The organism is Streptomyces sp. SAS_272, from assembly GCF_052543235.1.
The window spans coordinates 19,158-45,841 of the sequence record NZ_JBMNDR010000060.1; the positions used below are offsets into that span (position 1 = coordinate 19,158).

General features: G+C 70.3%; 21 protein-coding genes and 4 pseudogenes. 10 read left to right on the forward strand and 15 right to left on the reverse strand.

Going from position 1 to position 26,684, the window contains the following annotated elements; genetic code table 11:
• Nucleotides 1-392: 392 nt before the first annotated feature.
• The 5 genes and pseudogenes from ACN6LD_RS28720 to ACN6LD_RS28740 all read right to left on the reverse strand — a co-directional run bounded on the left by ACN6LD_RS28720 (nt 393) and on the right by ACN6LD_RS28740 (nt 7,373).
• Nucleotides 393-1,061: a response regulator gene (locus ACN6LD_RS28720; RefSeq protein WP_445044746.1), complete on the reverse strand. Its 669-nt coding sequence runs from the start codon at nt 1,059-1,061 to the stop codon at nt 393-395.
• Between the two features lie 8 nt (nt 1,062-1,069).
• The gene (locus tag ACN6LD_RS28725) at nt 1,070-2,368 is read right to left on the reverse strand and encodes a sensor histidine kinase (protein WP_445044726.1); all 1,299 of its coding nucleotides are present in this window, start codon (nt 2,366-2,368) and stop codon (nt 1,070-1,072) included.
• 170 nt (nt 2,369-2,538) lie between these two features.
• The gene (locus tag ACN6LD_RS28730; protein ID WP_445044727.1) at nt 2,539-4,653 is read right to left on the reverse strand and encodes an MMPL family transporter; all 2,115 of its coding nucleotides are present in this window, start codon (nt 4,651-4,653) and stop codon (nt 2,539-2,541) included.
• Nucleotides 4,654-4,931: 278 nt separating this feature from the next.
• Nucleotides 4,932-5,121 (reverse strand): annotated as a pseudogene (locus ACN6LD_RS28735) (transposase); the annotation flags it as partial.
• A gap of 224 nt (nt 5,122-5,345) precedes the next feature.
• A complete protein-coding gene (locus tag ACN6LD_RS28740) occupies nt 5,346-7,373 on the reverse strand; it encodes a flavin monoamine oxidase family protein (RefSeq protein ID WP_445044728.1) in 2,028 nt (675 codons plus the stop codon).
• Between the two features lie 232 nt (nt 7,374-7,605).
• Here ACN6LD_RS28740 and ACN6LD_RS28745 point away from each other — a divergent pair, with 232 nt between their 5' ends.
• Nucleotides 7,606-9,564: a CASTOR/POLLUX-related putative ion channel gene (locus ACN6LD_RS28745; protein WP_445044729.1), complete on the forward strand. Its 1,959-nt coding sequence runs from the start codon at nt 7,606-7,608 to the stop codon at nt 9,562-9,564.
• Here the strand turns inward: ACN6LD_RS28745 and ACN6LD_RS28750 are convergent.
• Both ACN6LD_RS28750 and ACN6LD_RS28755 read right to left on the reverse strand, forming a co-directional pair.
• Nucleotides 9,518-9,706, reverse strand: a complete 189-nt coding sequence (locus ACN6LD_RS28750) for a hypothetical protein (RefSeq protein ID WP_319194158.1) — start codon at nt 9,704-9,706, stop codon at nt 9,518-9,520. The genes ACN6LD_RS28745 and ACN6LD_RS28750 overlap by 47 nt on opposite strands.
• A gap of 324 nt (nt 9,707-10,030) precedes the next feature.
• Nucleotides 10,031-10,423 (reverse strand): hypothetical protein, encoded by a 393-nt coding sequence (locus ACN6LD_RS28755; RefSeq protein WP_319194157.1) that lies wholly within the window; start codon nt 10,421-10,423, stop codon nt 10,031-10,033.
• Between the two features lie 132 nt (nt 10,424-10,555).
• Here ACN6LD_RS28755 and ACN6LD_RS28760 point away from each other — a divergent pair, with 132 nt between their 5' ends.
• Nucleotides 10,556-11,500, forward strand: coding sequence for a methylenetetrahydrofolate reductase (locus ACN6LD_RS28760; RefSeq protein WP_319194155.1), 945 nt, complete (start codon nt 10,556-10,558; stop codon nt 11,498-11,500).
• A gap of 48 nt (nt 11,501-11,548) precedes the next feature.
• Here the strand turns inward: ACN6LD_RS28760 and ACN6LD_RS28765 are convergent.
• From ACN6LD_RS28765 to ACN6LD_RS28780, 4 genes and pseudogenes are all read right to left on the reverse strand, one after another.
• Nucleotides 11,549-12,714 (reverse strand): annotated as a pseudogene (locus ACN6LD_RS28765) (IS256 family transposase); the annotation flags it as partial.
• Between the two features lie 45 nt (nt 12,715-12,759).
• Nucleotides 12,760-13,179 carry an FKBP-type peptidyl-prolyl cis-trans isomerase gene (locus tag ACN6LD_RS28770; RefSeq protein ID WP_445044747.1) on the reverse strand — a complete coding sequence of 140 codons (420 nt, stop codon included), beginning with the start codon at nt 13,177-13,179 and terminating at the stop codon, nt 12,760-12,762.
• A gap of 216 nt (nt 13,180-13,395) precedes the next feature.
• On the reverse strand, nt 13,396-13,533 hold the full coding sequence (locus ACN6LD_RS28775; RefSeq protein ID WP_445044730.1) for a hypothetical protein: 138 nt from the start codon (nt 13,531-13,533) through the stop codon (nt 13,396-13,398).
• Between the two features lie 110 nt (nt 13,534-13,643).
• A pseudogene (locus tag ACN6LD_RS28780) lies at nt 13,644-13,841 on the reverse strand (IS701 family transposase); the annotation flags it as partial.
• Nucleotides 13,842-14,056: 215 nt separating this feature from the next.
• Here ACN6LD_RS28780 and ACN6LD_RS28785 point away from each other — a divergent pair.
• The 3 genes from ACN6LD_RS28785 to ACN6LD_RS28795 all read left to right on the forward strand — a co-directional run bounded on the left by ACN6LD_RS28785 (nt 14,057) and on the right by ACN6LD_RS28795 (nt 17,301).
• The gene (locus ACN6LD_RS28785; RefSeq protein WP_445044748.1) at nt 14,057-14,851 is read left to right on the forward strand and encodes an ArsR/SmtB family transcription factor; all 795 of its coding nucleotides are present in this window, start codon (nt 14,057-14,059) and stop codon (nt 14,849-14,851) included.
• A gap of 58 nt (nt 14,852-14,909) precedes the next feature.
• Complete coding sequence (locus ACN6LD_RS28790) at nt 14,910-15,425, forward strand: hypothetical protein (protein ID WP_445044731.1); 516 nt, start codon at nt 14,910-14,912, stop codon at nt 15,423-15,425.
• 358 nt (nt 15,426-15,783) lie between these two features.
• A complete protein-coding gene (locus tag ACN6LD_RS28795) occupies nt 15,784-17,301 on the forward strand; it encodes a hypothetical protein (protein ID WP_445044732.1) in 1,518 nt (505 codons plus the stop codon).
• A 578-nt stretch (nt 17,302-17,879) separates the two neighbouring features.
• Here the strand turns inward: ACN6LD_RS28795 and ACN6LD_RS28800 are convergent.
• The gene (locus ACN6LD_RS28800) at nt 17,880-18,866 is read right to left on the reverse strand and encodes a helix-turn-helix transcriptional regulator (RefSeq protein ID WP_445044733.1); all 987 of its coding nucleotides are present in this window, start codon (nt 18,864-18,866) and stop codon (nt 17,880-17,882) included.
• 62 nt (nt 18,867-18,928) lie between these two features.
• Here ACN6LD_RS28800 and ACN6LD_RS28805 point away from each other — a divergent pair, with 62 nt between their 5' ends.
• Nucleotides 18,929-20,164: an MFS transporter gene (locus ACN6LD_RS28805; protein WP_445044734.1), complete on the forward strand. Its 1,236-nt coding sequence runs from the start codon at nt 18,929-18,931 to the stop codon at nt 20,162-20,164.
• 877 nt (nt 20,165-21,041) lie between these two features.
• Here the strand turns inward: ACN6LD_RS28805 and ACN6LD_RS28810 are convergent.
• The gene (locus ACN6LD_RS28810; protein ID WP_445044735.1) at nt 21,042-21,464 is read right to left on the reverse strand and encodes a transposase; all 423 of its coding nucleotides are present in this window, start codon (nt 21,462-21,464) and stop codon (nt 21,042-21,044) included.
• A gap of 91 nt (nt 21,465-21,555) precedes the next feature.
• On the opposite strand from ACN6LD_RS28810, the pseudogene ACN6LD_RS28815 reads away from it, so the two are divergent.
• Nucleotides 21,556-21,846: pseudogene (locus tag ACN6LD_RS28815) on the forward strand (DUF4440 domain-containing protein); the annotation flags it as partial.
• 299 nt (nt 21,847-22,145) lie between these two features.
• Here the strand turns inward: ACN6LD_RS28815 and ACN6LD_RS28820 are convergent.
• The gene (locus ACN6LD_RS28820) at nt 22,146-23,075 is read right to left on the reverse strand and encodes a LysR substrate-binding domain-containing protein (RefSeq protein ID WP_445044736.1); all 930 of its coding nucleotides are present in this window, start codon (nt 23,073-23,075) and stop codon (nt 22,146-22,148) included.
• A 61-nt stretch (nt 23,076-23,136) separates the two neighbouring features.
• On the opposite strand from ACN6LD_RS28820, the gene ACN6LD_RS28825 reads away from it, so the two are divergent.
• The 3 genes from ACN6LD_RS28825 (at nt 23,137) to ACN6LD_RS28835 (ending at nt 25,930) form a co-directional block, all read left to right on the forward strand.
• Nucleotides 23,137-23,937 carry an SCO6745 family protein gene (locus ACN6LD_RS28825; protein WP_445044737.1) on the forward strand — a complete coding sequence of 267 codons (801 nt, stop codon included), beginning with the start codon at nt 23,137-23,139 and terminating at the stop codon, nt 23,935-23,937.
• Nucleotides 23,938-24,891: 954 nt separating this feature from the next.
• Nucleotides 24,892-25,296, forward strand: a complete 405-nt coding sequence (locus ACN6LD_RS28830; RefSeq protein WP_445044749.1) for a hypothetical protein — start codon at nt 24,892-24,894, stop codon at nt 25,294-25,296.
• Nucleotides 25,297-25,627: 331 nt separating this feature from the next.
• On the forward strand, nt 25,628-25,930 hold the full coding sequence (locus ACN6LD_RS28835) for a hypothetical protein (RefSeq protein ID WP_445044738.1): 303 nt from the start codon (nt 25,628-25,630) through the stop codon (nt 25,928-25,930).
• 87 nt (nt 25,931-26,017) lie between these two features.
• Here ACN6LD_RS28835 and ACN6LD_RS28840 read toward each other — a convergent pair whose 3' ends face one another.
• A complete protein-coding gene (locus ACN6LD_RS28840; protein WP_445044739.1) occupies nt 26,018-26,587 on the reverse strand; it encodes a DUF4232 domain-containing protein in 570 nt (189 codons plus the stop codon).
• Nucleotides 26,588-26,684: the final 97 nt, after the last annotated feature.

Consider the following 26,684-nt stretch of genomic DNA (forward strand, 5'->3'; position numbering starts at 1 on the left):
GTCAGCCGGACACAGCCGCAAGCAGGCCGCCCTCACCCTCGGCGCCCGCCCCGCGACCTCGCGGCAGGAGACCGGCCGGAGCGGGCAGCAGCTGTTCCTGGCCGACCTGTTCTCCAGCCGTCACCGCGGCGCCGCGATCCCCCTCCCGTACCGCTGCGCCCCGTGCCGGCATCACCGCCCGCGCACCGGCAGTCGGCCCTGTTCGCCGCCGCCCGCACGCTGCGTCACCGTGGCATCGAAGGGCCGGCCCGGCGCGGTTCGGGGCATGCGGAAGGGGCCCCGACTCTGGGAGCCGGGGCCACAGAGCCGATCGGTCAAGGACGATCGCCGCCTCGGCAGGGCCCTGCGGGACGGCCAAGCAGCTTCATAGGGAGGGGACTTGGCGGCGACGCTCAGACCGTCCCGGGTATCACGAGCCCCGACTCGTACGCCACTATCACCAGCTGCGCCCGGTCACGTGCCTCCAACTTGCCCATGATCCGGCTGACATGGGTCTTCGCGGTGAGCGGGCTGAGCCCCAGCGCTTCGGCGATCTCGGTGTTGTTGAGCCCGCGCGCGACCAGCGTGAGCACCTGCCGCTCCCGCTCGGACAGCCCTTCCGGGCCGCCCACCGCTGACATCGCCGTGCCGGGTGCGCGCAGGAAACGGGCGATGAGCCGCGAGGTGGGTCCTGGCGAGAGCAGGGAGTCCCCGGCGGCCACGGTCCGGATGGCTTCGAGGAGTTCGGCCGGCCGGATGTCCTTCACCAGGAAGCCGGACGCCCCGGCCCGCAGCGCATCGACTATGTGCTCGTCGGTGTCGTAGGTCGTCAGGACGAGCACCTTCACGCCCGCCAAGTCCTCGTCGGCGGCGATGAGCCGGGTCGCCTCGATGCCGTCCAGGTCGGGCATGCGGATGTCCATCACGACGAGGTCGGCCCTCGCGGAACGGGCGAGGTCCACGGCCTGCCGCCCGGTACCCGCCTCGGCGACGACCTCCATGTCCCCGGCGGACGCGACGAGCATCGCGAACGAGGCCCGTACGAGGGTCTGGTCGTCGGCGAGCAGTACGCGGATCGGCATCGGGGTCGTCACGAGGGTTCCTCCCGGGGCAGCGGCAGCTCGGCGGTCACTTGGAAGCCCACGGTGGGGCTGGGCCCGGCGTCCAGTGTGCCGCCCACGCTACGGGCCCGCTCACGCATCCCGACGAGCCCGAACCCCGGCGCGCCGCCGTCGACTCCCTGTCCGTGCCCCACCCCCTTGCGCACCGCGTTGCTCGCCACCTGCCCCGCCCCGTCGTCGGTGACGGTCACCCGCAGGGTCCCCTCCGCCGCCCGCAGTCCCACCCGGACGGTCAGGTCGTCGCGGCCCCCGTGGCGTACGGCGTTGGTGAGCGCCTCCTGCACGATCCGGTAGGCGGCGGCGCCCACCGAAGGCGGCACGCCGTCCGCGTGGACGGACAGTTCGACCTCGGCCCCGGCCACCCTGGCCGCATCCGCGAGCGCGCCCAGCCCGTCGAGCCCGGGCAGCGGCCCGCGCCCGTCCGAAGAGCCGAGCCAGGAACCGGAACTCGATCCGGATCCCGGCTCGGCCACCCACTCCCGTTCCCCTCCGACACTCACGCTCATCTCGTTCGCCCGTAGCACCTCCAGCGTCGTACGCAACTCGCCCCGGGCCGTCCGGCAGGTCTCGGCGATGTCGTCGAGCGCCTGGGCGACCGCCTTGCGGTCGAGCCGGTCCGGATCCGCGGTGAGGACGTGGGCCGCCACGGACGTCTGCACACCGATCAGGGTGATGCTGTGTGCGAGCAGGTCGTGCAGGTCGCGGGCGATCCGCAGCCGCTCCTCGACGACCCGGCGCCGCGCCTCCTCCTCGCGGGTCCGTTCGGCCCGTTCGGCCCGCTCGACGATGGAGGCGACGTACTGGCGGTAGAAACGGGCGTCGACGCCGAAGAACAGGACCGCGATGACCCAGCCGGAGATCCGCAGGAGCTCCAGTGCCCCGTCGGGGTTGGTGAAAGTGTTGATGACCAGCGTCGGGCCGAGGACGACGACAGCGGTGAGCAGCGAGCGGCGTACCGTGCCGGTCGCCGCGACCGTATAGAGCGCCAGGAGGGTCGCGGGGATCGGTACGGCGTGGTTGTAGTCGAGGGCGTGGTAAGGGGTGACGCAGGCCGCCACCGCGAGCAGCACGAGCAGCGGACGGCTGCGCCGCCACACGAGCGGCACATGTGCACCGGCCAGCAGCGCCCAGCCGGGCGGATCGAGCGGGAGTCCGTCGTCGAGGAGCAACGCGAAGACGAAGGCCAGGACGGCGACACCGACGGCGAGGAACGCGTCGTTGCGGGTGCGGCGCGGCGCGGTGAGCGGGTCCCGGTTGACGACCGCCATGACGCGCTCGATCCGGCGGGGCCGCGCGTCACCCCGTACGACGGAAGTTCTCCGGTCCCCTGTGGCTGAGGTTGCTCCCCGATCTTGCACGGCTCCATCTTCCGTCATGGAGGCGCCCCTTTGGCAGAAGGCAGGAGAGGCGCCGGCTCGGCTGTGGTGAGCCCGGCAGGTCAAGGCGCGCCGACCTGTTCCGGCTGCCGCGGCGGCTCGGCCGGTTCGGACGGCCCGGCGCCGGGCGCGGGTTCGCGGGAGAGGCCGCCCGGCCACCACATCTTCCGGCGCAGGGCGACGCTGGCACTGGTCACCAGGTACGTCCGCACGAGGAAGGTGTCGAGGAGTACGCCGACGGCGATCACGAAGCCGAGTTCGACGAGTTGCACGAGCCCCATGTTCATCAGCACGGCGAAGGTCGCGGCGAGGACCAGGCCGGCCGAGGCGATGACGGCGCCTGTGCTCCGCAGGGCGGTGAGCGCAGCAGTGGCCGGTTCCGCGCCGGCCAGGGAGTCCTCCCGCATCCGGTGCATGAGGAAGATGCCGTAGTCGACGCCGAGGGCGACGAGGAACACGAAGGACAGCAGTCCGAGCCCCGGATCGGTTCCCTTGATGTCGAGGACCGGCCCGAAGACCAGCCCGCCGATCCCGAGGGCCGCGCCCCAGACCGCGACCACGGCGGCCACCAGGATGAGCGGCGCGACGAGGCTGCGCAGCAGGACGAACAGGATGAGCAGCACCGAGACGAGGACCAGGGGTACGACGATCTTCGTGTCCCGGCGGTTGGTGTCCTCCAGGTCGATCTGCTGGGCGCTGTCCCCGCCGACGTACGAGCCCTTCAGTTGGCTGCGCAGGGACTTGATGGTGGCGCTCTCTCCCGCCGACTGGGGTGTGTCCTTCGCGATGACGGAGATCTCGGCCCAGCCGTCTCCTGTACGGCCCTTCTCGGCGCTCTCGACTCCCCGGGTGTCCCGGATCGCCGCGAGGGTCCGGTCGACCTGGTCCGCCGGGGTGATCACGTCGATGGGCTGGGTGCCGCGCTCGGGGTAGGCCCGGGCGAGGGTCTCCATGGCGGTGACGGCCTCCGGCTCGGTGACGAAGGAGTCCTCCTGCTTGAGCGGTCCCGGCAGGTTGAGTGAGCCGAGGGCGAGGGCGCCGAGCAGGACGGCTCCGGTCGCGAGCACGGTCAGCGGCCTGCGTGCGGCGGAGTCGCCCATGGCGGCGAAGACGCTGCGCCGCGCTTTGGGTTCGCTGCCGTAGGCCGGTACGAGCGGCCAGAAGACCCGCCGCCCGAGCAGTACGAGGACGGCGGGGAGCAGTGTCAGCATCGCGATCAGCGCGCACAGCACACCGACCGTGCCGAGCGGTCCCATGCCGCGGCTGCTGTTGAGGTCGGCGGCGAGCAGGCACAGCAGTCCGGCGGCGACGGTGCCGGAGGAGGCGAGCACGGCGGGCCCGCAGCCGCGCAGGGCGGCGACCATGGCCTCGTACGGGCGCTCGATGCGCCGCAGTTCCTCCCGGTAGCGCGAGATGAGCAGCAGCGCGTAGTCCGTGCCCGCCCCGAACACGAGGATCGTCATCACGCCGGAGCTCTGGCCCGTGACGGTGGTACCGAAGGCCTGGTTGAGGCCGTAGGCGACGCCCATCGACATGTAGTCGGCGACGCCGGCGACGACGAGCGGCACGAGCCACAGCACCGGGCTGCGGTAGATCAGGATCAGCAGGAGGGCGACGACGGCGACGGTGGTGTAGAGCAGCGGTCCGCCGAGTGAGTCGTAGACCTTGCCGGCGTCGGTGCCCAGCGCTGCGGTGCCGCCCACCTCGACGCTGAGCCCGTCCTGGTCGCGGGCGATGCCCCGGACGTCCTCGACGAGCGCGTCCCGCAGCTTCTCGTCATGCCCGGGTTCGTTGCTGACGACGGGGTACATGAGGGTCGTACCGTCGTCGGACGGAATCGCCTTGGGCGCCCCGCCGACCAGCTCATGCGCTTCGGCGATCTCCTTGACCTGCCCGGCCGCCACCCGCCGGTCGTCGGCGCTCAGCCCACCGTCCCGGTGATACACGATCACCATCTCGGTGCTCTCGCCCCCGGGCAGCGCGTCCTGTATCCGGGCCACTTGGGTCGAGTCGGCGCTGGAGGGCAGGTAGTCGGTGGCCCGGTCGTGCTGCACGTCGCCGAGCTTCGCCGCGAACGGGCCGACCAGCGCGAGCGCGGCCACCCATAGCCCGAGCAGCGCCCAGGGCACGGCCCGCCTGCGTCCCACACCCTTCGTGGTTGTCTTCCCGACCGTCATGAGCAGATCTCCCTCGCTGCGACGGCTACCGTTTCAGCTGTCAGCCTTCCGGCACGGGGAGGGGTTTGCGTCGGACGGGAGGGGGAGCCTGCGGGTACTGCCCGGGGTGGCGGGGGGTGCGGATTACTCCCCCGGGAGTAGTGGGAGCCGCGGGTGCGTGCTCGCCTGCGGGTGGGGTGAAGGCGGGTCGCGCGGTTTCCCCGCGCCCCTGTTAAACGAAACGCACCGCAATCCGAAGTCAGCCGCACCGCCAGCAAGGCCTCGCTCCTGAAGTCATCTCATGTGGTGAGTCTGCGGTAGTAGATCAGGGTGCAGGCGATGCTGGTGAAGGCGAGGAAGCGGTCGGCCTTGCGTTCGTAGCGGCGGTGCAGGCGTCGGCATCCGGCGAGCCAGGCCGATGGTGCGTTCGATGGTCCAGCGGTGGCGGCCGAGCCGTTGCGAGGTCTCGATGCCCTTGCGGGCGATGCGGTGCCGGAATGCCTCGGCCGGCTGACCATCGCCGCAGGTGGTTCAACCCGGCCGAACACCGACTCCAGCTCCGCCGCCCACACCTCGGCGTCAACCATCCCCACCATGCCCTGACAACGACCCGCGCCAGCTCAGGACGCGAAGTCTCACTGGAGTACCAGAGCCCGTGCGCCGCGGTGACGCCGGGCGCCGCCCCCTCGATCGGGAGCGGCGCCCGGCGCGGTTCACGCCGAGTGGACCTCCAGGGCGGCGCGCACGGCGGACTCCAGCGCTCCCTCGATCCACGCCGGTTTCACGGAGGTGTGGTCGCCCGCGAAGTGCAGCGGCCCCTCGGGGGCCGGGATGGACGTGAGCAGCTCCGTGTGCTGGCCGGGCAGCAGCACGGACGCCTCGCCGTAGGCGTACGGGTCGCGCATCCAGCTCTGGGTGCGGCCCGCGCCGGTGCAGAAGACCTCGATCCGCTGGCCGTACACCTCCTGGAGCCCGCACAGGGCGTGCGGGTAGCGGGCCTCGTCGTCCAGGGAGTCCCAGCGCAGGGCGTCGTCCGCCCAGCTGTAGGACGCCAGGACCACCCCGCCGGCGCTGCCGGGCACCGGATGGGACGGCTGGTACATGAACCGGTTGGCGTTGTCCGAGACCGAGCCGCCACCGACGACGTCGACCGCGGCCGGCTGGTCGCGGGTGACGGCGCGGTTCGCGGCGTAGTGGGTGCGCTGGCCGGCGGTGATGTGGCCGGACGGGACGGACGGGTGGGCGCCGAGCAGGCTGCCGTCGCCCGGGGTCCGTCCGGCGCGGTAGGCGTCGTACAGCCCGGGGTCGATGCGGCCCAGCTCCCGCTTCCAGTCGGCCTCGTCGAACTCCCACCAGCGGCGGCTGAACTCCAGCAGCACCTTGGTCGCGCAGTCGTAGTGCAGCTCGGTGACCGCCCGGCGCTTGGTGTACGACATCGGCGGGCTGACCTGCACGTGCCGCAGGCCGGAGAAGGGCACGGTCACCACCGCCGCGTCCGCCGTGAACTGCTCGCGCACGACCGGGCCGCCCCGTCCCTCGGAGACGGTGTCCACCCACACGTGGGGTCCCCGGGCGCGTACGTGCCGGGTGTCGCTGCCGGCCCGGTCAGGGTCGGGGTCGTAGTACTCGATCCGGGTCACCCGCCGGTCGAACCGCACGATGTCGCGGATCTTGGCCAACAGGGCGTCGGGCAGGACGGCCGTGCCGCCCTCCAGCTCCCAGAACGCGGTGTCCGGGCTGATCAGGGAGGACCCGATGAAGCTGTGCACGAAGGACAGCGGCAGCCGTGAGGTGAGGTTCTCGACGGTGCCGATCAGGTCGACCGTCCGCTCGTCCAGGCCCGCGTGCTCGGTCAGGAAGCGGAACATCGACCAGTCGCCGAAGCGCTGGGTCACCCTGGCCCAGCCCTGGATGCGTTCGGGCAGCGGCTTGTCGGTGCGCTTGCCGTCCGGCCCGAGTGTGCTGAACTCGTCGCGCACCGGGTCGAGGACCGAGCGCAGGATGGCCGCGGCCGGGGTGTCCCAGTGGGCGCGCGGGACGCCGAAGGAGCGGTTGATGCGCCGGGGGGCGCTGGCGTAGTCGGCGCGGCGCATGCGCACGCCGTTGACGTGGATCCAGGTGTGCGCGGCGGGCCGTCCGTGGCCGTCCACGTCGACGTAATAGAACGGCCGCTTCTTCAGGCCCAGTTGGCCGATGAGGTCCATCACCAGCGGGTGGCTGCCGGGCAGCCGCATCGCGCCGGCCTCGGCGTACTGGCGCGGGTCGGCGAAGGGCTGCGCCGCCTTCTCGTGGCCGCCGCGGCGGAACGTCTTGATGCGCCCGCCCACCCGGTTGCCGTTGGCCTCCAGGACGGTCACGTGGTGTCCGGCGCGCTGGAGCAGCCACGCCGTGACGAGGCCGGCCGGGCCCGCCCCGATGACGAGGACCTTCTTGGCCCTGGCCGTCCGGGTGCGGGGCAGGCCGTCCTTGAGCACGCGCCGGTAGCCGGGGACGAGGGGCCGGCCGTCGTCGTCAACGACGAGCAGGGCCCGGGCGACGGCGAGGCAGCGGTCGAAGTCCGCGCCGCGCGCGGCGGACGGGGCCGCCGCCGGGGCGGGATTGCGCGGGGGCGACTGTGCGGGCAGGGCCGCCGCGCTGCCGGCGCTGAGGAAGGCGGCCACGGCGGTCGTGCCCGCGGCCGTCGTGAGCGTACGTCTGGTCAGGCAGCCGTGCTCGGCGTCAGCCTGGTGATGCTCGGTCATGCCGCAACTTCTACGGGCCTGCCGGACCGGTTCGCTCCGGGTTGTGGTGAATTGCCACGGACGAGGGAAGGTCCCCGTTCAAACCGGTGTGGACCGGGTGCGCGGGGGCACGCGGGGGCGGGCGCCTGCCCCCGATTACGGCGAAGGGATGAATCGCGCCCCCGTGCCGCCCGGCGCGCGAGGCCGGTCAGGACACTGCCCCCTACAGACCTGCGCGCGGAGGGGGAACACAGTGGAACAGCGGCCCGGGGCGGGTGCCCGAGCGCGGTACTGGTTCGACACGACCCTGGCGCGCGGCACCTCGGCCCTGGTGGGCTGGCTGGTGCTGGTCTGCCTGGCCGTCGTCGTCCCCGCGAGCGCGGCGCTGGTGTGGACGAGCGGGCACGCCCCCGCCACCCTCTCCGGGAAGGTGGCGGCGATCTGGCGCCTGACCGGGGAGACGATGCGGCTGAGCGGCGCCACGGGCAGTCCGGCCCGGGTGGCGCTGTCGGTGCTGCTGGCCCTGGTCGCCCTGGTGTACGTCTCGACCCTCGTCGGTCTCATCACGACCGGGCTCACCGAGCGGCTCATCGCCCTGCGGCGCGGCCGCTCCAAGCTCCTGGAGCGCGGCCACGTGGTGGTCCTGGGCTGGTCGGAACAGGTCTTCACGGTGGTGAGCGAACTGGTCGCGGCCGGCGCCAACCAGCGGCGGTCGGCCGTGGCGATCCTGGCCGACCGGGACAAGACGGCCATGGAGGAGTCCCTGCAGAGCAAGGTCGGCCCGACCGGCCGGACCCGGCTGGTCTGCCGCAGCGGTCCGCCGGCCGACCCGGCCGTGCTGGCGCTGACCAGCCCGGCCGCCGCCGACTCGGTGATCGTGCTGCCGCCCGACGCGTCCCGCAGCGACGCGGACGTCGTCAAGGCGCTGCTGGCCCTGCGGGCGACGGCGCGCGGGGGCGACGTCACCGTGCCCGTCGTGGCGGCGGTCCGCGACAGCGGCTACCTGCTCGCCGCCCGCCTGGCCGCCGGGTCCCGGGGCGTCGTCCTGGAGAGCGACACCGTCACCGCCCGGCTGATCGCGCAGGCGGCGCGCCGACCGGGACTGTCCCTGGTCCACCGCGACCTGCTCGACTTCGCCGGGGACGAGTTCTACCCGGCTGCCCACCCGTACCTGGCCGGCCGGGCGTTCGGCGAGGCGCTGCTCTCCTACGGCAACGCCAGCGCGGTCGGGCTGATCCGCGACGGGGTGCCCTGGCTGAACCCGCCCGCGCGGACGGTTCTCGAACCCGACGACCAGCTCCTCGTCATCGCCGCCGACGACGACACCGCCGAGCTCGCCGACTGCGCGCCGCTGGTCGACGAGCGTTCCGTGGCGGGCCCCCGGCCGTCGGACACCCGGCCGGAGCGGCTGCTGGTGCTGGGCTGGAACCGCCGCGCACCCCTCGTCCTGCGGGAGTGGGGCCGCAACGCACGCCCGGGTTCGGTGGCCGACGTGGTGGCGGACGAGGACGAGGCCGTGGTGCGGGCCGCCTGCGACGACGACAGTGACGGCGACGGCTCCGGCTGGACCTGTGCGGCCCTCAGGGGCGACACCACCCGCCCAGAGACCCTGGCCGGCCTGGACCTCGGCTCCTACGACAGCGTCATCGTGCTCGGCCAGGAGCCACGGGCCGGTGAGCCCCCCGAGGAGCCGGACACCCGCACGCTCGTCACCCTGCTCGTCCTGCGCCACCTCGAACGGCGCACCGGCCGGGAGCTGCCGGTGGTCACCGAGCTCACCGACGACGGCAACCGGCCCCTCGCCCCGCTCGGCCCCGGAGCGGACGTGATCATCAGCGGCAAGCTCATCGGGCTGCTGATGGCGCAGATCTCCCAGAACCACCACTTGGCGGACGTGTTCGACGAACTGTTCTCGGCCGGCGGCACGCAGATCCACCTGCGGTCGGCCGCCGACTACGTCGTGACCGGCCACGAGACGTGCTTCGCCACGGTCGTCGCGGCAGCACGCGCCCGGGGCGAGTGCGCTGTCGGCTACCGCAGCCACGCCGACGCCCGCCGGGCCCCCGGGTACGGGCTGCGCCTCAATCCGCCCAAGGCGGACCGCCGGCGCTGGTCCGACGGCGACGAGGTCATCGTCATCGCCGGGGAGGGACGGCGGGGCGCCGTCAGGAGCGGCGGACTCCCGATTCCTCGCCGTACTCCCCGAGGATGATCACGTCGAAGGCGGCGCCCGCGAAGACGCGTATCGCCCACAGGGTGTCGCCGAGGCGGTGGTGGCTGCCGGACGTCGACCGGGCCGTGGCGCCGGGCGGACGGCCCGGTGCCGGGGCGTGGGTGATGGTCCCTGCGCTCATGTCTCCATGGTGCGACCGGGGGCATAAGGGCGGCATCGGTCTGGAGGGCCAATTCGAGAGGATCCTCGCTCCACCCCCACAGCGTGCAGAGCGGGCCCTGCACGCCTACCTGCGCTGGCGCGACACCAACGCCCGCCGCCCCGATCAGTGCGCCGATCGCCGCGGGATCCCAGCCCGTCTCCCGAGTGTCGTGGCCGTCCAGCACCTGAGTGGACTCCGCGGCCAGCAGCCGCGCGCACGAGCTTGACGTCTGGCCGCCGCGGCCGTGCGCCGGGCGGAAGTGGCTGCCGTCCTGCACGGACGCGGGTGCGGGTACGGGTACGGTCAACGGGGTACACGGCGGGCACGGCGCCAGGCGCTTTGCCAATGGTGCCACTGGTCCGCGCCGTTGACACCGACGGCCCCTGCCACGACGACGATGGACACCAGCCCGAAGATCCAGGAGAGGGCGAACCCGACGAGGATCCCCATCCCCGCAAAGCTCACTCCCGCGTACGCGGCGACCAACCGCTCGGCCAGTTCGGTGTACCGACTGGACCCCTCGATCAGCAGCACGTTCCCGTAGTGCAGTACGAACCAGCCGCCGACCAGGATCAGTCCGAGACAGGTGAGTGTCCAGAGCGGCCATGGTTCGTACAGTTCCTCCCACCGGTGGTGCACGCTCTCCTGCCAGGCCCACACAATGCCCTGCGATTCGGCGACGAGAGCAATTGTCAAATCCTGTGGATCTGATCGCCCCCTCACTGCCGGGCGTCGATCGCATCGTAAGGTGCGATGACGAGCGGTGTTCCGTCTCACAGACTGGCGCTTTGCCCGTTGCCTGGTGGATGAGCTGCTAGCTTCCGCATCATGGTGGACCGTGACGACAGCACTGCCGAGCGGATACTGGTGGCCGGTGCCGAGGGTGGTGTCCTGCTGTTCGGTATCACGCCGCCGCGGCTGAGCACCACGCCCGAGCGGATCCGGGAGATCACCGCGGCCACCTTGGCGCGGTTGGACTTCCTCGATGTGGACGGTCTGGCGCTGTACGACATCGCCGATGAGAGCGACCGCAATCCGGCGGAGCGGCCGTTTCCGTATCTGCCGACGATCGATCCCGCCGTGTATCACGCGGAGTACCTCGGCGGGTGGAACCGCCCCGCGGTCATCTACCGGTGCGTCGGCAAGTACACCGAGGCGGAGCTGCGGACCTGGTTGCGGATGGCCGACACCGACCGCGTGCTTTCCGTCTTCGTCGGCGCGTCCTCGAAGGGCAAGGCGGTGCGGACCGGCTTGCCCGAGGCGCAGGCCCTGCGCCTTGACGCCCGTCCGGACCTGCTGCTCGGCGGCGTCGCCATCACCGAACGCCCCGAGGAGCATCAGCGGCTGCTCGCCAAGCACCAGGCGGGATGCGCGTACTTCATCTCGCAGGTCATTTACAATGCCGACGCGGCCAAGAGCATGGTCTCCGACTACTACTACGTTTGCCGCGAGCGGCAGTTGGAACCCAAGCCCGTCCTGTTCACGCTCTCGGTGTGCGGGTCGGTGAAGACGCTGGCGTTCCTCAAGTGGCTCGGCGTGGACGTCCCACGCTGGCTGGAGAACTCTCTGCGCCACGCGGACGACACGCTGGCCGAGTCCTACCAGCACTGTCTGGCGAACGCCCGCGACTTGATTGCCTTCTGCCGCAAACTCGGCATGCCGTTCGGGTTCCTCGTGGAGAGCGTGTCGATCCGCAGGGTCGAGATCGAGGCTTCGGTCGCTCTGGCTGCCGAACTGGGCGGCCTGCTGGGACGAGGCCGACCGTCCGCATGAGGCCGGTCGTGAACGTGCAGCTGCCGAGTCCTGTGATCGGGACGTAGCTCAGACTGCTGTCATCATCTCGCGTTCGACGAGGACGCCCTTGTCGAAGCGGGCTCCGGCCCGCACGAGGGCGACCAGGTGGGGAGCGTTGACCGCGCGCCAGCGGTCTTGCGCGGATTCGATGAGCTTGAACGTCATGGCCAGGGCGGCCGAGCGGGACCCGGCGCCGCGGGTGACCTTGGTGCGCAGTCGGACGGTGGCGAAGGTGGACTCGATGGGGTTCGTGGTGCGCAGGTGGGTCCAGTGCTCGGCCGGGTAGTCGTAGAACGCTAGCAGCACGTCCTCGTCGTCGACGATCTACGCCGCGGCCTTGGGGAACTTCGCGCCGTACTGCCGGGCGAACGCCTTAACGGCGGCCTTGGCCTGGCTTTTGTCCTCGGCGTTGTAGATGTCTGCGATGGCGTTCTTCGCCGCCGGCTGCGCCGACTTCGGGAGGGCGTCGAGCACATTGGCCGTTTTGTGCACCCAGCACCTCTGCTCGCGGGTCTCGGGGAACACCTCATGTAGCGCCTTCCAGAACCCCAGCGCGCCTCGCCGACCGCGAGCACCGGGGCCCGCATGCCGCGCCGGGAGCAGTCGCGCAGCAGGTTCGCCCACGACTCGCCAGACTCCCGGTAACCCTCGTTCAGGGCTATCAGCTCTTTGCTGCCGTCGGCGTGGACACCGACCATGACCAGCACGCACGCCTTGGCCTCGTCCAGGCGAACCTTCAAGTGCACGCCGTCGGCCCACACGTAGAAGAAGTCGGTTTTCGACAAGTCCCGCTTGCAGAACGCCTTGTGGTCCTCGCTCCACTGTGCGGTCAGCCGCGACACGGTCGCTGACGACAGCCCGGCGGTCGAGCCGAGGAACTGCTCCAGCCCCGGGACGAAGTCGCCGGTGGACAGGCCGTGCAGGTACAGCAACGGCAGCACCTCGGAGATCTTCGGGGTCTTGCGAGCCCACCGCGGCAGGATCGCCGAGGCGAACCGCTTGCGCTCCCCGGTGGCGGCATCGACCCGCCGGTCGTTCACCCGCGGCGCCTTGACCTGCACCGGGCCGGCCGCCGTGGCTATCGTCCGCTCGGTGTGGAAGCCGTTGCGCACCACCAGACGCCGCCCAGCATCGTCACGGACATCGGCCAGCTGCGCCAGATAGGCATTGACCTCGGCCTCCAGCGCGGCGGCCCCGGGCAGCGACGGGGTGTTCCGTCTTCCTCAGAGGCCCCAGGCTCAGGCCGAGCCGGTCGAGCCCGGGCTCGCTCCGGCGGGCCCGCCCACGACCGAGAGCAGATCCACGACGAAGATCAGCGTCGAGCCCGCCGGGATCAGGGGAGACGGCGACTGCCTGCCGTATGCGAGATGCGGGGGAACGATGATCTCGCGTCGGCCGCCCACCTTCATTCCCCTCACACCCCGGTCCCAGCCTTTGATGGCCCTGCCACCGCCCACGGCGAACTTGAACGGCCGGTCCTCCTCCCAGGAAGAGTCGAACTCTCTACCGGACGCGAACGTGACACCCACATAGTGAACCCGGACGACCCGGCCCGGCTGTGCCTCGGCTCCATCCCCGACCACGAGGTCCCTGATCGATAGCTCGGTGGGCGCACCACCCTCCGGAATGTCGATTCTGGGCTTCGTCAGTTCGCTCATCGCGGTCCCATCGCTCGCCACCGGAATCCGTCGCACGGGCTGGCCGGACACATGGACCCTCCCTGCGGCAGACGACCACGCTACCGGCCATCGACCGCAATCAGCCTGGAACTGGGTCCTGCCCCGGGCATCCCCCCAGGGGTGCCCCGGCGGCAAGCCGACGCGTGGATCGTCCACCCACGCTCTCCAGGCTTGCGGCAGCCGAACCGAGCACTGCTACGTGGGCTGCTTCATCAGGTCCCGCGCGTCGCGGTAGCCCTCCCATGTTGGCGCGTACGCGCGGGCCCGATCGAAGCCGGTGTTCCTCTTGCCGGGCGGGATGCCCGGGTCGGTCAGCGATGCCTGGTGCTCCATCCATGCCGCAGCCCACACACGGTCGCGCGGGACGGCGTACGACGCAGGCGTCGGGTCAAGAGCGACGAAGACGAACCACTCGCGGTCGCTCAGGGACGGCAGTTGAGTCTTGGTCCCGCAGCGCCAGTTCGGCAGGCCTCCTCGGTCAGGGTCCAGCCGTTCTTGCGCTGGAACGGAGCGATCAGGCCCCGCATAGAGGCCGGCGCCGACTCCCGCGGCTCCGACCGGCTGAACCGGTGCACGGACCGCCCGTGCACCGCATCCAGTTCACTCGCCCACACACGCACATCAGGAAGGTCCCCACCCATAACCACACCAACGGCGAACCTGGCCAGCAGTCACGGTAGACACCGTTGCAGCGCTGGGCCCGGTCCGGAGCGAGTGCGGCGAGCGCTCGGCGGCTTGTCCGGCGTGAGCTGTACCCCGGCTCGCAGGGCCGGTCATCGCGTCCCCGGTCATCGTGCTTGACGATAGGCAGGTGAATGCCTGCATAATGTTGGGTGTGAGCCTCGAAGCAACAGCGATCGACTCGGTGTTCAAGGCGCTCGCCGATCCCACTCGGCGGCTCCTGCTCGACCGACTGCGCGAGCACAATGGACAGACGCTGCGCGAACTGTGCGAGCGCCTTGACATGGCGCGCCAGTCGGCGACACAGCACCTGGACGTCCTCGTGCGGGCCAACCTCGTCACCGTCGTACGGCGCGGCCGGGAGCGGCTGCACTACCTGAACCCGACTCCGATCCACGAGATCGAGGAGCGCTGGATCTCCGGCTTCGACAAACCCCGCCTACAGGCGCTCAGCGCCATCAAGCACCAGGCAGAGGAGCACGCCATGAGTAACACACCCACACCCGCCCCGGTGCCGGACTACGTCTACGTCACCTACATCCGCGCCGGTGCGGAGCAGGTGTGGCAAGCCCTCACCGACGCCGACCTGACGGCGCGCTACTGGGGACACGCGAACGTCTCGGACTGGCAGCCTGGATCGGCCTGGGAGCACCGGCGAGCCGACGGCTCGGGCAAGATCGACGTGGTGGGCCGCGTCCTGGAAACCGAACCCCCGACCCGGCTGGTCATCACCTTCGACGACGCCCCCGATGCCCCATCGCCGAGAGAGCCGTCGGTCGTCACCTTCCTCGTCGAGCCGCATCAGGACATCGTCCGCCTCACAGTGACCCACGAGAAGCTCCCCAACCAGGAGATGCTGGGCGGCATCTCGGCCGGCTGGCCGGCCGTGCTCGCCAACCTCAAGTCGATGCTGGAGACCGGCGAGGTCCTGCCGCAGGCGCCCTGGGAGATGACCCGCGCCCACACCTGAGCCGCGCCTCACAGCCCCTGGTCCATTCCGCATACGCCCGCATAGACAGGTGCACGACATGCTGGACGCCAGCTCACTCCAGGACGCCTACCGAGCGCTGCTCGACGCCGCCGCCACCGTGGCCGGCGCCGACGACCCCGGCCCCACCCCACCGGACGGCGAGTGGAACGCCGACGAGATCCTCGCGCACGTCTCTCTCGTCAGCGCCGCCACCATCGCCGCCGTCGCAGGTATCGCAGCGGGGGCCAACACGACGTACGACAACCGGATCGCCCTCGACACCTGGACCATCCGGCACACCATCACACATGCCGGCGGCAACGCCGGTCTGAGGGACCGGATCCGCGCACAAGCAGCCGCCCTGTGCGCACTCGCCGCAAGTGCGGCGCTCAGCGACGCCGAGCTCGGCACCTTGGTGCCCGCCCGGCTCCTGTCCCACGACACCCTCCTTGTCGATCAGCCCATGGCGCTGCGCGACATCGTCACTGGACTGGCGGAGGCAGAACTGCCCGGCCACACGAGACAGCTCCTCGCCCTCCTCCCCGAGCGGGCCATGACCGAGGCCGCCCGGTGACCACGGCACATACAGACTCAGCTCATTCCCGCAGCTGACGGGGTGCGCCGACTCCCCGGAGTGTCGGGGTGCTCACCTCGCGAACGCTCAGAGGAGCGGGCGTCCCCGCCGACGCGGGTGCTCCAGTGACCACGTTGGGCGTTGGCCCGCCGTTGGAGTGTGTCCGCGACGGGTTCGTTCCCGCTGATCGTGGTGCGGTATTGCTGCCAGGTGCAGTGCGGAAGCCGCACTTGCGACTGAGCGCTTCAATTGGCGGGTTTCGCCAAGTGCCGCGCTCAGGACGTGCAGAGGTGCCGCCAAACGACTCGTCGAGGAAATTCAGAAGCCATTCGGTCACGGGCCAGGCAAGATGCCCCCTGTGAACCCTGTCCTGTGTGGGCTCGCTGCCAATGCGGCCCTGCCGTCCGCGCTGGTCGACCGGCTGACCGCGGTTGCGGACGCCGACATCGCCGCAGACCTCGCTCATCGGGCGGACCTCAGTCATGCGCAGGCGCTCAAGCTGGCCTCACGCGTTGAGGAGAGCGCTGTGTGGTTGGCGCACGCGGGGCGGCTGACTGTCGCCGACGTCGATCCCGTGGCACAGCCACGCGTTGCGCTCGCTCTGCTCGGCGAGCGTGCCGGCAGCCCGGAGTGGGCGCGTCTCCTCGCGGCAGATCCGGTCGTCGAGCGCCGGGAGAAGCTGGCCGCCTGCTCCGCCCTTCCGCCCGATGTGGTGGAGACGCTCGCCGCGGACTCGGACGTACGGGTCGTGGCGGAGCTCGCCTTGTGGACGACGCCGGAAGTGGCCGCCAGGCTTGCGGGGCATCCGCATGCCGAGGTCCGCCGGGCGGTGGCGGCCAACGAGGCGACGCCCCCAGCCGTACTGGCGGCGCTGCTCACCGGCGAGGGGCTGCCTCCGGCGCGGTGGTGCCTGGTCTGCGACCGGGAAGAGATCCCTTTCGTACACGGTTCGCAAGGTCCGCAGCGCGACTGCGATCTGCTGCCGGGCGCCTCCTGCGACGGTTCCCACGAGTCCACCCTGCACGACATGCAGCAGATGGCACTGCGGAACCCGGCCACACCCACCGAAGCCGTCGTCGACTTCGTGGACCATCCTTCGCTGCTGCTGCGCTGGGCGCTCGCCGCCCGCCCCGATCTGCCGTCGCAGGCGTGCGGACAGCTCGCTGCGGATCCCCACCCCGGAGTCCGAGCCGACCTCGCCGAGAATCCAGCGATCGGCGACGTCCTGATCCGCGTACTGGCCAGCGACCGTGATCACGACGTGCGGCGCAGGCTCGCCCACAACCCCCACGTGCCGCTCGACGTGCTCACCCACTTGGCCGGGGCTGCCAAGATCGGCGCCACCCTGTTGCCGCGGATCGCCGCCGCCTCCCCCGACGAGGTCAAGGAGCTGGCCCAGTCGCCGAACCCGGCCGCGCGGATGCTCCTGGCCCAACGACGCGATCTGCCGCCCGCGATACGCGACGCGCTGGCAGCCGATCCCGACGCGAAAGTGGTCAAGTCCATCGCGCCGCACCCGGGCCTGTCCGAAGCCCAACTGCGCGCCATGCTCGACCGGCACGGAGTCCGGGTCGTCGCCAAGGTGGCAGCCAACCCGGACGCGACTCCGGCGCTGCTGGAGGACCTGGCCCGGCACGAACCATCGGTACAGAAAGCGTTCCGCGAGGTGGCCCGGCATCGCAACGCGACGGCCCCGGCGCTGCTCGCCTGCCTGGCCGACAATCAGGCGAGGCCCATTGCCGCCCGCCACCCGGCCCTCCCGGCGCCGGTCATCGTAGAACTGCTCACCGACACCGACTGGCAGGTGGTGGAAGCGGCGGCCGCCAACCCGTCGCTGCCGCTCGCCGTGATGTCGGATGTTTTGCGCCACCTGTAATTCCCCTGCCCACCAATCGAACGCTCAGCCCGCGCCAGCTCAAGCGCTGACTCGTCAACTGAAGCGCTGACTCGTCAACTGAAGTGCTCCTTACCTTGGTAGCGGGTAGATGCCGGTCCTTCGTACGATCGGCAGACTGCAACCCGAATCCGAAGGCCCTGCCCGCGACTGACCCATCAGCGCTGCGCCTGCGGCACGCACCGGAAGCCGTCGACATTCCCGTACGGCCAGGCGTCGACCGGGCCATCGTGCACGCCTTCGAGCGGATCATGTCCGGGCGCCCCGCACACGACGGCACCATCACCATCACCGCCTTGTGCGGAGCACCGACGGATCGGTGTTCTGAGCAGTGACGAAAGACCCTCATCGTGATCACGATGAGGGGATTGCCTGGTGGAGGGAGTCTTCAGCGAAGCCGTTGAAGCCTTCGACGCAGTCTGGTTCGAGTCCTGGGTCGGCGGATGGCGCGGTGCCGAGCGAGGATGTCCCTGGCCTCCTGCCAGACTCTGAGGTTCCTTGGACGCCGGCACCATGGGATACGCAGCATGCTCTCCAAGTCCTATGCCCCAGCGGGCATCTCACTCGCGGGAGTGGAGGCTGAGCATCCCTGCGGCGGTCTGCGCGACCAGTTGGCGCAGTTCAGGTGGGGCGAGTACCTCGACGCCCCAGCCGATCCGGAAGATCTCGCCCAGGGCGTGCGTGGTCGATTCGATGGGGATGAACGCCTCGATCCAGCCATGCGTGTCCGGCGGTCGGGCGCTTGACCCGACGGCGTCGAGCACCGCTGATTCGAAGAGGTCCGGCAAACGGCGCATTGTCTCCGGGGAGAGGCGGACGACGGCGTGTCCGCGGAAGCGGCGGGCGTCGAAGTCGGCGAGCGAGGCCTGCCAGTATTCGGCCAGGTCGAAGTCGGCAGGCATTTCGAACGGTTCAGTGCCCGGGGCCAGTTCTTGGATCTGCGACACCCGGTAGGTGCGGATGCCGCCGGAGCCGGCCGTGCCGGCGGCGACGAGGTACCAGGTACCGCCTTTCAGCACGATGCCGAGAGGGCTCAGGTCCCGGTCCACCTCGCGGGGCTCGGCCCAGCGGCGGTAGCGGATGCGCAGGGGCTGCTGATTCCACACGGCGTCGGCTACCGCGGGCAGATGGGGTAGGGACTCGGCGTCGCGATACCAGCCAGGTGCGTCGAGGTGGAAACGCTCACGGACTCGGGCGGACCGCGCCCGCAGAGCCGGCGGCAGGGCTGCATCCAGTTTCAGCTGGGCCGCCGCGAGCACGGATCCCAGTCCGAGTTCCGCTGCCGGGCCCGGCAGCCCGGCCAGCGCCAGGGCGTCGGCCTCGTCGCTATGCAGGCCGGTCAGCCGGGTGCGGTATCCGTCGAGCAGCGCGAAACCGCCACCATGGCCCGGGTCGCCGCAGACGGGGATACCCGCAGCACTGAGCGAATCCATGTCCCGGTAGACCGTCCGGACCGAGACTTCCAGTTCGTCCGCCAATTCCTGCGCCGTCATTCGGCCGCGGTTCTGCAACAGGAGGACGATCGACAGCAGACGGCTCGCACGCATGACGGAAGTCTCTCAATGTCTCCTGACAGATGTTGTCAGGAGACAGTCGCTTCACTTCCGTCATGGCTGTCCATCACCACACCAGCAGGACCGAGCGACTGCTCGTCGCCGCCGCCTTCATCACCGCCCTGGGCAACAACGTGCAGCTGATCGCGGGTGCTCTGATCGTGGTCAGAGCCGACCGGACGATGATGGCCGTCGGCTGGCTGTTCATCGCGGTCGCCGCGCCCCAGGCTCTCCTCTCTCCTGTCTTCGGCCGCCTCGTCGACCGCTTCGACCGCAGGACCCTATGGTTCGGCAGCGATATCACCAGTGCCGTCACGGCGCTCGCGCTCCCGCTATGGCTCGCCGGGGGCGGTGCACCCGGCCCGGGAATCTACGCGGCCAACTTCGCCCTCGCGGTTGTCAGCGCGCTCTTCTTCCCGGCCAGCGCCGCGCTGATCAAGGAACGAGTCCGGCCGGAACGGCTGCGGGCGTTCAACGCGCACTACGAGACGGCGACCCAGGCCGGGATGCTGCTCTCGGCGACTGCCGGCGGTTTGGCAGTCCAGGCGTTCGGGGTGATACCGCTGCTGCTCGTCAACGTGGGCACTTTTGCCGTTTCGGCGATCTGCGTCATCGGGGTCGGCCGTCGGCCGACCCCGATGATCACCAGCATTGCGGCTGCGGACCCCGGCCGAGTGCTTCCGATCCCGGCGGTGCGCACCGCAGGCTTGTCGATGAGCGGGATCATCCTGCTCTTCGCCCAGGGCAGCGTCGTGGTCACCGTATTCAACGCACTGCTGCCCGTGCTCGTCCTGGGTGAACTGCACCGGGGCGCGGGAACCTTCGGCGCCATCGACGCGCTCGGCGGCCTCGGTTTCCTCTTCGCAGCCAGCGCCTACCGGATCCTCGGCCGCCGGTTTCGCGACCTGGGCATCGCGGTGGTCGCCTTCCTCGTCTGCGACGTCTTGTTCGTCTTCCAACCGCAGTTCGGAGTGGCTGGGTTGGCGGTGCTCGTCCCGGTCGCAGCCTTCATCTTCGGCCAGGCGCGGATCGCGTCCCGCAACCTGCTGATGGCGTCGGTGGACGCGAACCAGGCGGGCCGGGCCTTCGGCGTGGCCAACGGCAGCGGCCTGGCCGCCACCATCATGGCCATGCTGATAGTCGCTACGATCACCGACCAAAGCGACACCCGCTATGGATTCGCCGCGACCGCCGCCCTTAGCGCCACCGCTACCTTGACGGCCGGGATCCGCTTGCTACGACCGAAGCGGGTCCCGGCCGCCGCGGTGGCGTACGAGCCGGCCGTTCGGTGAATCCACGGAACGTCGGCAGACCACGCTGGTGCTGTGTGCAGACCTCGACCGAGCGGTTGGTTGGTTCGTGTTCGGTCGGCGCTCGGCGGCTCAGGCGCCCACACCTGAGAATTGGGAAAAGACCTTGAGTACCGTGGGAAACGCTCATCGCAGGGATGCCGAAGTGCCTGGCTAGCGAGTTCCGTCGGTGCCCCTGTGCACCGAGGCTGGCATCTCAAGAGCCACACCTACTATCGCTCACCCCTGGCGAAGACCGTCACCACACTTCTCCAGGCCCCGGACGCGCCCCGCCTGCAGACCGACACCCTCGCCAACCAGATATCCCGTCTCGAACGGGCCGACCGCGCCCTACGCTCCCAGCACGCAGCCGAACGGCGGGAGAACCGCGCCACCCTTGCCGCCTACGCCGACCACATACAGATTCTCAGCCCGCGCAAAGCCCAACTCGAAGCTGACAACGCCGGCTTGCGTGGACAGCCCACCCGGCAGACGGCAAGCTCACTTCTCTTCCAGACCTTGTGGTCCCAGCTCGGACACCAGGGAGCACGTAACCCGCCGGAGTTTCAGGAGGCTCAACCTCTTGTGCATGCGGCACGGGCGCGTTCGGCGACGTGCCGGGCGACGGCCGCCTCGACACCAGGGCGGGCGTGTCTCTCCGGGGACCGCCCGGAGGCGCGGAGGGAGCGGGCCAAAAACACCGGTGTGGACGTACCGTGCTCGGCGTCGCGTGTCGATGAACTGTGCCTCAGCCGGGGAAAGTCCAGCGTCCAAGTCCTTGATGTCCTCGGGGGACGAGCGGGTTGGACAGCAGCCGGATGTTCACTTCGAAGATCTCCTCCGTCCGCCAGCCGGAGCCGGGCCGGGCTCCGGGCGCACGTCAAGGGTGTGCCGACCGGAGGCTTTCGGTCGTTGAGAAACAGCTGGCCCGACCGCCGCGAGGTCGGTGGGCTGAATGGTTACGGGCGCCGGCGGCGTATTGGTGGGCCCGGTTGATTGCGGAGTCGATCGAGTCCGTCCATTCCATGGCCACGACGGGGTCGTCGTGGACCTGGACCTCCTCGAGCAGACGCGCCCATGTCCCGTCGACCTCCCAGCGGGCGAACCGCTCATAGACAGACCGTCTGCTATGGCCCGAAGCGTTCCGGCAGGTCACGCCACGGAGCACCCGTCCGCAACCGCGCAGCACCCCGTTGATCGCCTGCCGGTGATCCCGCCACGGACGACCCCGCCCGTCAACACCCGGCAACTGCGGCGCTATCCGCTCCCACGCCGCATCCGTCAGCTCACCACGACCCACCACAAGATCAACTATCAGGCAGTGCCAGGGCCCGTCGCCGCTGGAGACCGCTGCTGCCGAGGGCCCGCCAGCTGCAACCGGGCATCATGTCGCCATGATCCAGAACGACCAGCAAGCACCCGAAGCGCTCCCGCAGCATCCGGACGTCACCGAGGCGACTATCCGGGAGCGTCGCCTTCACGACCCCTCCGTCCGCCTCTCCGGCCCCCTCGCCGAAGCCCTCTTCGACCCTGAATTCATCGAGGTCGGCGCCTCCGGGCGGCGGTGGACTCACGCGGAGATGATCGCGGCCCTGCCCACGCTCCACGGCGGCCTCGAGAAGAGCACCCCCATCACCGCAGAGCACTTCGAGGGCACACTCCTCGCCCCCGGCATTGTCCACCTCACGTACGAGACCCGCATCGAGGACCGGCACGCCCGTCGTTCGTCGATCTGGCGCCGCGACGCCGCCGGGAGTTCCGGCTCTACTACCACCAGGCCACGCCGGTGCCGGACGGGACAGCCCGGCCGTAGGGTCCGCCCTGGAGCCTGTCTACCTCAGCCGGGCATTACGGCGGGACACGATGACCTCCGATGCGATGTGTTCCTAGACAGCTCCACCGCACCGGAGGTCTTCGTCATGATCAAGCACCGGCGAGTGTCAACAACGCTCGTGATCAATACACCTGTAGCGTCGCGAGAATTTCAGGCCGGCGGGAGGTGCATGGTGCGGTCCTGCCACGCTGCTGTGCGGAGTGCCGCGATGACGGCTGCGGTCGTCGGGTTGGTCGTTTCGGTGTGGCGGGTCGCGGCGAACAGGAGGCGCTGGATCGGGTGGTCCTCGATGGGGGCCGTACGGATTCCGGGCGTGCCCGGGTCGATGGCCGTCCGGGGGACGAGCGCGGTGGCGAGGCCGGACCGGGCGAGGGCGACCTGGGCGGCGATGTCGGCGGTGACGTAGCGGGTCGTGGGTGTGAAGCCGGCCTGCTGGCAGGCGTGCAGTATGGCCTGTCCGCAGTCTGTCGTCGCCGGTGGCACGACGAGGTGGTGCGTGGCCAGTTCGCGCAGGCCGACGGGCCGTTCGTCGGATCCGTCGACGGCTCCGACGTCGGCGGTGACGACGAGCAGTGGGTCGTCGAGCAGCGGCGAGACCGCGATCCCCTTGGGTGTGGTCTCCGGCAGGTGGCGGTAGCGCTGCCCCAGCACCACGTCGACGGTGCCGATTGTGAGTTCCCGCAGTTGTGCCTGGTCGGTGACGAGGCAGGTCACGGCGAGCTGCGGCTGGTCCGCGCCCAGCGCAGTCAGCGCGGGGGCCACGATCCTGGCGACTGTCGACGGCAGCGCGGCGAGCGTGGCGGTGGCGCCGACCGTGCCCTTGACCGCCGCGACCGCGCACTCGGCCTCCTGCACGGCGGCGAGGATCCGGTCGGTGTGTTCGAGGAGGACGCGGCCCGCCTCCGTGAGTGCGACGGTCCGCCCGTCGGGGCGCAGGAGATCAACCCCGACGTCGTGTCTGAGTGCGGCGAGCTGCTGGGACACGGCGCCCGCGGACAGCGCCAGGGACTGGGCGGCCGCGGTGATGGAGCCGCGGGCGGCGACGGTCTTGAGCATGTGCAGACGGCGGATGTCGAGCATGACTCGATAGGTTAGCTAAAGGGTTTCATCAAAAAACATCCCCTTGACCTGTCGAGTAGGGGTGAGCGACCTTCTGCGCATGGAGATCTTCGACTGCATCGCCGCCGTGGCCAGGCCGGTCCACGACTTCGGCGACGAGTTCATGTCCGACGAGGCGACCGCCACCATCGGCCTGCGCGCCGGTTTCGCCCCGGGACGCGGCTTCTACTGCCGCGGCCGGTTCGGAGTGCTCGGCGAGGCACCGGCCGCCGTGGTCCAGGCGGTACAGGGCTTCCTCGGCCCCGATCTCGTTGCCACCGGCTGGCGGGCCGGCCGGCCGGTGATGCCGGCGGAGGAAGCCGCCGCCTGCTACGCAGGGGCCGTCCGGACGTGGGGATGCGCCCACATCCCCGCCGATGTCGACGTGGAGCACTTCAACCGCCTGGCTCAGCAGCTGATCGACGCCGCCGATGCTGACGGCCTGCCCCTGTTCGCCGGCTGGCGCGCGCAGCCCGTACCCGCCGATGACCCGGTCGGCGCGGCGATGCAGCGCATCCACGTCCTGCGGGAACACCGTGGCGCCTGCCATCTGGCGGCGGTGCGCCTGAGCGGGCTGAGCGCCCGGGAGGCGATGGTCGTCAACCTCGGCGTCGAGCAGGCGACCCGCTACGGCTGGCAGGAGTCGCGTCCCGTCGCCGCGCCCCTGATCCCTCGATGGCAGCGTGCCGAGCAACTCACCGACGAGCTTCAGGCGCCGCTCTACGCCACACTGACCGACCGGCAACGGAGCGAGTTCGTCCAGCTGGTCGACGAGTTGACCAGCTCCCCGACCCTCATGACCGGACGCCGGGAACAACCGCAGGTACACGAGAGGACGGCCTGATCGCGGCCATGCCCATCACCCATCAGGGCCGTTCGCCCTCCGTCCACCCCACGGCTTATGTGGCTCCGATGCCACGCTGTGCGGAGAGGTGCGCGTGGGGCCGAGTGTCGGGTGCTGTTCGGCGCGGTGCTCACCGCCGAGGGCGGGCCGGTGGAACTGGGCGAAGGCAGCATCGTGAGGGAGAACACGGTCCTGCGCGGCACCCGACGGGAGCCGACGGTCCTGGGACGACAGGTCATGGTGGGCCCCACCTCCTACCTAACCGGCTGCCGGGTCGAGGACGAGGTCCCGGCCCGGCACGCTCGGCGCGCCTCACCTGCCGAATCAGCTCGGATGACCGTTCCGCACTGTGCCTACCCGCTGAAGCTGCATGGGCACGGCGGGGTCTCCGCAGCGCAGGGGCTGAGGAGGGCGTCCACGTGGGCCCGCACCAAGCCAGGTCATTGCCGACGCGTTGTACGCCTCAGCGTGGATCCGGAAGTTCGCCCTCGGGCATCGGCGAAGGAGTCGTCGTAGAGGATCGGCAGTGAGACCGGCCCCGGTCCGACAGGTAGTCGAACCGGAGAGTTGTGCGCCTTGAGTTCGTTGGCGAGGTCGAGAGTCACATGCGTCAGCCCCGACCCTCAGGGTGTACCGAACCTCGGCTCCATCGCGCACGGTGTCCCTGAGGTTCCCGTGCAGCGTGATGACGAGAGGCTTGCCTTTCTCAAGCGGCTTGGGTTCAACAGTGATGCTGTCGGTGTCCAGGCCGGGTCAGCAGTACGAGCAGTCCTCGGCCTGACAGGTCTCCATCGCGGCCCCGGCTGCTTGCTTCGGGGCGTCTACCGCCCGGGTGCCGCCTGTGACCTGCTCCGACCCGGTGAACGAGGCGGCCAGGAGCAGACTCAGAGCGCCCGATACGGACGCGCTGTACCGTCGTGAACCCGCATGTGCTGTTCTCCTCCACGATCGATCATGATCATCAAGAAGCTGCCCACCATGCTGAGAGCCGCGCCGGTTCCTTCGGGTGACGGTGGTGTTATCGCCCGCGCGAGAACCCTGGACGCAGCACGCCCGGGGATCCACCTGCCCCAGCTACCTCGCCGCGCCTCTCCAACGAGCAATCGTCCGTTCACGTCAGGCGTGACCGAATGGCCGCTGAACGAGCCGCTGGAGGTCCGCCGGGCGCTCCCATCGCATATGGATCATCTCTGCGGTCCGGCCACACTTGGGCAGTTCGTCTCGCGGGTGGTTCGTATCGGCTCGCCGTATCCGTCCCACCGGCATCTTGCCGGATGCCTCTCGATGTATTCCGCCGGGGTGAACTCGCAATGTCTCGGCGACTTGGTCCTCTTCGGCAAGGGCCCGGTACAGAGTTGACCGGCCTACTCCGAGGCTGCGAGCGATGGCGGTCACGGACTGCGGCGGGGTAGAGCGGCGGCGGTCGCGCGCCACCGCCAGAGCGTCGTCATCGAGGGCCGGCGGACGGCCCCCCGAAGTGGGGGTGTCGATCAAGTCGTGGGAGATCTACCGCACCGAGGCGAGGATGTGATCGACGCCGACCAGATCGCTCAGCAGATCACCCTCGATGACGCTCGCGAGAACCGGATGGTGGCCGAACGCCGATCCAGACGGACGCGACTGGCGAAGGAGTCTCCATGGCCGGCCGCGACACCGTCGAAGGCAGCCCGATCCCGGCCCGGCTCCTGATGTGCTGGACGAACAGGCCCAGCTGAACCCCGCGCACTACGTCGACGTGATCCGGTTCGTCGAAGAAGAGCAACTGGACGGCGAGGACACGTCCGTGCTCGTCGTCGAGCTGGAACAGCGCGGCCTGCCCGATGGCGAAATTCTTTGGCCGCAGCACCTCCCGAGCGCCAGAGGGGGCGGGGAGGGGTCCCTCCCCAGGGTGCAGGCTGTATTCGGGCGGGCGATCTTGCTGCGTCGTGTCCGGGTGGTAGTTATGTCGCGGGCGCCCATCTGCGCCGCTCGTAGTGCAGTTGCAAGCCTCTGACCTGCACTTATATGCAGTGCCTAGTAAAAGTGCAGGTCAGAGCTTTGCGATCGTCCTGCGGGCTGCTCGATTTGTGGGGCGGTGGCGTCAGGAAGGCTTGACCGCCGAGACCGGGGTGACGGTCACCTTGTTGTCGCACTCGGCCCACACCCCGTCGTTCAGGGCGACCTGGTGCTTCCCGGAGTGCGCCAGCCCGATGACCATCGTCGGATACGTCACCGGGTCCTTGCCCGACACGCAGTAGCCGTCGGCTTCCCCGTGGACCTGGACGAAGGTCAGCTTCACCCACGCCTTGCCGTGCGGCCGGACCGTCACGGTGGCCGCTGTGCCGGTGCGGGTGACCTTGAGCGGGACGCTGTGGGCGGGGGAGCCGTTGCCGGCGCCCGCGAGCGTCGGATGGCCCTTCAGGACGCACGTCCTTCGGGAGACGTTGGTGAACTGCACGACCGCCGCCCCGGTCCCGGTCCCGACGGGCCGGTGGACGGCCTGCCGGGCGCTGACCTGGAGGGCGGAGGCCGGGCAGGCGGGCGGCGGGGTGGAGGGGGTGGTGCCCGCCGCCATGGCGGTGCCGGGCAGGATGCCGGTCACCGCCGCCGCGACGGCCGTGACCGTCGCCGTCGCCAGAGCCGCCCTGCGAATTCCGTTGCTGTGCCGCATGCTGTCGTCCCCCTGAGTCGTCTCGTCCGCGGGTTTCGGTCGTCGGTTGTTGTCCCGCGGTACGCGTGATCGTGGTACGTGAGTGCAGACAGGGCGG

Bases quoted from the DNA above. Each gene is read 5' to 3' on its own strand.
- ACN6LD_RS28720 (WP_445044746.1), bottom strand. From the start codon at position 1,061: ATGCCGATCCGCGTACTGCTCGCCGACGACCAGACCCTCGTACGGGCC.
- ACN6LD_RS28725 (WP_445044726.1), bottom strand. From the start codon at position 2,368: ATGGCGGTCGTCAACCGGGACCCGCTCACCGCGCCGCGCCGCACCCGC.
- ACN6LD_RS28730 (WP_445044727.1), bottom strand. From the start codon at position 4,653: ATGACGGTCGGGAAGACAACCACGAAGGGTGTGGGACGCAGGCGGGCC.
- ACN6LD_RS28740 (WP_445044728.1), bottom strand. From the start codon at position 7,373: ATGACCGAGCATCACCAGGCTGACGCCGAGCACGGCTGCCTGACCAGA.
- ACN6LD_RS28750 (WP_319194158.1), bottom strand. From the start codon at position 9,706: ATGAGCGCAGGGACCATCACCCACGCCCCGGCACCGGGCCGTCCGCCC.
- ACN6LD_RS28760 (WP_319194155.1), top strand. From the start codon at position 10,556: ATGGTGGACCGTGACGACAGCACTGCCGAGCGGATACTGGTGGCCGGT.
- ACN6LD_RS28770 (WP_445044747.1), bottom strand. From the start codon at position 13,179: ATGAGCGAACTGACGAAGCCCAGAATCGACATTCCGGAGGGTGGTGCG.
- ACN6LD_RS28775 (WP_445044730.1), bottom strand. From the start codon at position 13,533: ATGGAGCACCAGGCATCGCTGACCGACCCGGGCATCCCGCCCGGCAAG.
- ACN6LD_RS28790 (WP_445044731.1), top strand. From the start codon at position 14,910: ATGCTGGACGCCAGCTCACTCCAGGACGCCTACCGAGCGCTGCTCGAC.
- ACN6LD_RS28800 (WP_445044733.1), bottom strand. From the start codon at position 18,866: ATGCGTGCGAGCCGTCTGCTGTCGATCGTCCTCCTGTTGCAGAACCGC.
- ACN6LD_RS28805 (WP_445044734.1), top strand. From the start codon at position 18,929: ATGGCTGTCCATCACCACACCAGCAGGACCGAGCGACTGCTCGTCGCC.
- ACN6LD_RS28820 (WP_445044736.1), bottom strand. From the start codon at position 23,075: ATGCTCGACATCCGCCGTCTGCACATGCTCAAGACCGTCGCCGCCCGC.
- ACN6LD_RS28830 (WP_445044749.1), top strand. From the start codon at position 24,892: ATGATCATCAAGAAGCTGCCCACCATGCTGAGAGCCGCGCCGGTTCCT.
- ACN6LD_RS28840 (WP_445044739.1), bottom strand. From the start codon at position 26,587: ATGCGGCACAGCAACGGAATTCGCAGGGCGGCTCTGGCGACGGCGACG.